Annotated in this window: 7 protein-coding genes; all 7 read right to left on the bottom strand. The window is 32.8% G+C overall.

Annotated features, from left to right (window positions below):
• Nucleotides 1-231 (bottom strand): glutamate--tRNA ligase family protein (locus tag AA81_RS12925; protein WP_245863649.1); only part of this gene is annotated, 231 nt, incomplete at its 3' end.
• Nucleotides 231-755 (bottom strand): TIGR00725 family protein, encoded by a 525-nt coding sequence (locus tag AA81_RS12930; protein ID WP_103077821.1) that lies wholly within the window; start codon nt 753-755, stop codon nt 231-233. The genes AA81_RS12930 and AA81_RS12925, both read right to left, overlap by 1 nt.
• 5 nt (nt 756-760) lie before the next feature.
• Complete coding sequence (gene lptB / locus AA81_RS12935; protein ID WP_103899270.1) at nt 761-1,471, bottom strand: LPS export ABC transporter ATP-binding protein; 711 nt, start codon at nt 1,469-1,471, stop codon at nt 761-763.
• 11 nt (nt 1,472-1,482) lie between these two features.
• On the bottom strand, nt 1,483-1,965 hold the full coding sequence (locus tag AA81_RS12940; RefSeq protein WP_103899272.1) for an OmpH/Skp family outer membrane protein: 483 nt from the start codon (nt 1,963-1,965) through the stop codon (nt 1,483-1,485).
• Nucleotides 1,966-1,993: 28 nt separating this feature from the next.
• The gene (gene rlmB, locus AA81_RS12945; RefSeq protein ID WP_103077749.1) at nt 1,994-2,722 is read right to left on the bottom strand and encodes a 23S rRNA (guanosine(2251)-2'-O)-methyltransferase RlmB; all 729 of its coding nucleotides are present in this window, start codon (nt 2,720-2,722) and stop codon (nt 1,994-1,996) included.
• Nucleotides 2,695-3,114, bottom strand: coding sequence for a Mini-ribonuclease 3 (locus AA81_RS12950; RefSeq protein WP_103077748.1), 420 nt, complete (start codon nt 3,112-3,114; stop codon nt 2,695-2,697). The genes rlmB and AA81_RS12950 overlap by 28 nt, the downstream gene beginning before the upstream one ends.
• Nucleotides 3,111-4,268, bottom strand: coding sequence for a glycosyltransferase family 4 protein (locus AA81_RS12955; protein ID WP_103899271.1), 1,158 nt, complete (start codon nt 4,266-4,268; stop codon nt 3,111-3,113). The genes AA81_RS12950 and AA81_RS12955 overlap by 4 nt, the downstream gene beginning before the upstream one ends.
• Nucleotides 4,269-4,338: the final 70 nt, after the last annotated feature.

A 4,338-nucleotide genomic window follows, 5' to 3' on the forward strand; every position in this document is an offset into this window, starting at 1 on the left:
ATATTCACCAGGTTTATCAATCCCCTCGTCGTAATCCAAACCTACCCATTTCATTTCTTCTAAAATGGCATCTTCGTACTCTTTTTTGGAGCGTTCCATATCGGTATCTTCAATTCTTAGAATAAACTTCCCGTTATTTTTCTTAGCAAAGTACCAATTAAACAAGGCTGTTCTCAAACCCCCAACGTGTAGATGACCCGTGGGACTTGGAGCAAATCTTACTCTGATCATTAGTTTTTCACCTCTTCAATACCTTTCAAAATTCTTTCCAGTTCATCAATAGACGATACTTGCTTTACCTCTACTAATTTTCTGTTATCAAGAAATTTATCCTCTATCAAAACTTCAGTTATTCTATCTGTCCATCCGCCTGAATTTTTCATTAACAATATCGGTTTTTTGTAAGAATAAGCCCCCAAAATTTCTATAGCTGTGCCAATTTCTCCTCCTATACTTACAACCACATCGACATTTTTTAACAAAACAAAAGAACGCATATTAAGATCCAACCCTGTTTTTATAGGAAAATCCAAATAACCGTTCCCTTCCTGTTCCCAGGGTAAAAAACCAATAACATGCCCTCCCCTATTTTTTACAGCCTTTGAAACTAATTGCATTATTCCATCACGTCCACCGTTCATTAGAACCCAATTATTCTCTGCTATAATTCTACCGACATCATCACAAAGTGAATTTAAAGATTTAATTGGCTCTTTAAAGATGTTTCCGGAATATCCGATAACTCCTACATTCAAACCGATCACCAACCCAAATAACTTTCTTTGACTCTCGCGTCATTCAAAACCTCTTTTGGAACACCCTTAGCTATAACTTCACCCTTGTGTAAAACATAAAGTTCATCAACTACCTGAGCAATTTCATCAATACTGTGATCCGTAACAATTATTGAAATCCCACTTTTCGCAAGTTTTCTAATTATTTGTTGTATATCCTTAACGGTTATGGGATCTATTCCAACAAAAGGCTCATCCAAAAGGATTACCTTTGGATTTGTTATCAACGTTCTAGCAAATTCTAATTTTCTTTTTTCTCCACCAGATAAAGAATAAGACTTTTGGTGCATTAAATTACCCAATCCAAACTCTTCCATTATACTCTTAATTTTTTGATCTGCATCTTCAATCTTAAGAAGATCGGCGATCATTTCAAGATTATCTCTAACAGATAAGTTCCTGAAAACAGACGGTTCTTGAGGCAGATAAGCCAATCCATTCAACGCTCTTTTGTGTATAGGAAGATGAGTTATATTTTGGCCATCGAGGTAAACATCCCCTGAATTGGGAACAACTAACCCTAAAATTATCTTGAAAAGAGTTGTTTTCCCTGCACCATTTGGTCCAAGTAATCCTGTAATTAAACCGGCTTTTGATTGAAATTGAACATTATTCAATACCATCTTTTTTCCATATGTTTTGCTAATGTTTCGACAATCAATAATAACCCTTTCCATATTATTTATTTTTAATTCTCATTCAAATATTGAATAATTTTTTCCGTCAAATCTAATTCTGGATTGTAATAAACTACACCAATTTCATTTAAAATTAAATCGTACCCATTTTCTTTTGCATACTGAGCTATCTTCACTGTTACTTCCGAAGTGATATTTGCCATTTTTTGTTGATACTCATTTTGCAATTCCTGTTGATATTGATTTACACGAGTTTGTAATTGTTGAAGATTTTGTTGCAGGACTTCCTCAGTTGCCCCCGAACTCTGTAAATCCTTGAACTGTTGTTCCATTTCATTGATTTTTCCCTGATAATATTGTAGATCGATTTGATACATAGATTCCAAATCTTTCCATTTGTAGTAACTTTCTACTGCCTTTGCAAAATTTACATAGCCAATTTTGAGATTTGAATCTGTTTGAGAAAATGAAATAACCACGAACAAAATGGTAAATACCATCACAGAAAGAACTTTTCTTGTTGTATTGCTCACAACATACACCTCCATAAAATTTTGAAATTTATAATTGCTTATTAAAAGTTCTTTGTTTTTTTGCTTCAAAAAGTATAATTCCTGCACTAACCGATACATTTAAAGACTCAACGTTGTTAAACATCGGTATGCTTACTAATTCATCACAATGGTTTTTAACGTTTTTTCGAATGCCATTCCCTTCATTTCCAAAAACCAAGCATATGTTTCCTTGCCAATCGATTTCATAATAAGGTTTGCCCTCGACATCTGCTCCATAAACCCAAACATTTTTCTTCTTTAATGTCTCTATTGTATTGGAAAGATTGGTTACTTTAATTATTGGTATCTTAAATATTTGACCAGAAGATACTTTTATAACAACAGGTGTGACTTCAACAGCATTATCTTTTGGTATTATAATGGCGTCAACCCCTGCAGCCACCGAAGTCCTTACAATAGCTCCAAAATTATGTGGATCTTGTATCTGATCCAAGATTACTAAAAATAGTTTTTCTTTTCCTTCTATAATATCCAAATTTTCATATTTAAAATCGTTCCCGATATCAATGACGATTCCCTGATGCTTGCTTGTTAAAGCCATCTTTTCCAAAACTTCATTGGGGGAAAAACTGTAAGAATATCCTAAATTTGCAACATCTTCGACGATTTCTTTTAAAGACCCTCTTTCCGTTTTGGAACTACTGAAAAAAATATGCTTTACAGGATAACGAGTCTCAATAATCTCTTTCAATATGTTTTTTCCGTATATATACAATTATCGATCACTCCCAATAATTCCTCGATTCTTGAGTAACTTTTAGTCAAAAAAAGGTATCCAATGACTGCTTCAAATCCTGTAGATTTCCTATAATCATTGTCGTTGCCTCTTTTCTTCGCACCGTTCGAATTTTCCGCACGCTTGTAATACTGCATTTCTATTGGAGTTAAATGATCTAACACAATATCAACAAACTTTGAATGAGCTTTTGCACTTAAAAAATCTTTTGTTTTTTCATAAAGATCTTTTGTTTTTATCCTGCCATCCTTTAGCAATTTCACCTTGTAAATCAAACCTATAACAGCATCTCCAATATAGGAAAAGTTCTCAATAGGTATTTCACGCAGATCCGCAAGTTGGAGATTTATAATTTCATCGAATCCTTTCATACAGTCAATATCTCCCTTTTATATAGTTCCAAAATCATATCTACACACTTTTCGATGGAATAATTATCTTTAACAAAAATTTTAGCTTTCTTTTTTAATTCTTCGTATGACGATAAATCTTTTAATAGTTTAAGTATTTCATGAGAAAAATCATCTTCATTTAAATCTTTGATCATAATTCCACCTGCATCTTCTTGAGAAAGTATATCATAAACACCTAATTTACCCAAAGCGACTACCGGAGTACCAGCAGCCATAGATTCTAGAATAACTAATCCTTGTGTTTCAGTGTACGAAGCAAAAATAAATAAATAAGCTTGTTTGTAGGCATCTATTACCTTTTCTCTTGGTTGTGAACCTGTAAAAATAACATTATCAGCTATGTTTAGCTCCATAGCTAACTCTTCCAATGCTTCTTTTTCAGGTCCTCCACCAACAATAACAAATTTTACCTTTGTTTCCTCTAAAAGTACTTTCTTAAACACCTTCAAAAGAAAACTTATGTTCTTTTCCTTTCCCAACCTACCCACAAATAAAAGAATTCTGTCATCATCTTTTATTTGTGGATATTCTTTTTTCAAATCCCAGTTAATAGGTTTATCAAAAGAAGCTAGGTCTATCCCAGTTGGAATAGTTACAATATGTTGTGAAGGTACACCATATTCAACGAGCGTCTCTTTTATATTGTCTGTAGGAGCAATTATTTTATCCGTTTTTAAACACCAATTTTTTATGATTTTTTGAACAAATTCTGGTTGCGGCCTAACTATCGATGGTAGGTAGTGCAAATAGTAATCATACATAGTATGATGTGTCGCTACATGTTTTAGTTTTAACATACGTGAAACAATTCTTGCAAGAATTCCCATAGAAAAGGGATCGTGAGAATGTATTATATCCAAGTTTAACTCTTTAATTTTAAAAATTTCTGGAGAAAAAGGTAGAGCAATCCTCTGCTCTTTCTCGAAGACAAACTTAACAGCCGGAAATTCAAAGATTTTATCATCGTTCCTTTTATAGTCAAATTTATATTTTGGTACAAATAGATAAACATTGTGTCCTCTTTTTTCCATTTCATCTTTATAGAGTTTTATAGCTGTAGCAACTCCATTTTTCTGCGGTAAATAAGTATCGGAAAACATTCCTATATTCAATTGCATTTCCCCCTTATAAAATTCATACATGTATTATTATAACAAAAATTCACTATTTTTTGAGGTTGAG

The organism is Petrotoga halophila DSM 16923, assembly GCF_002924615.1.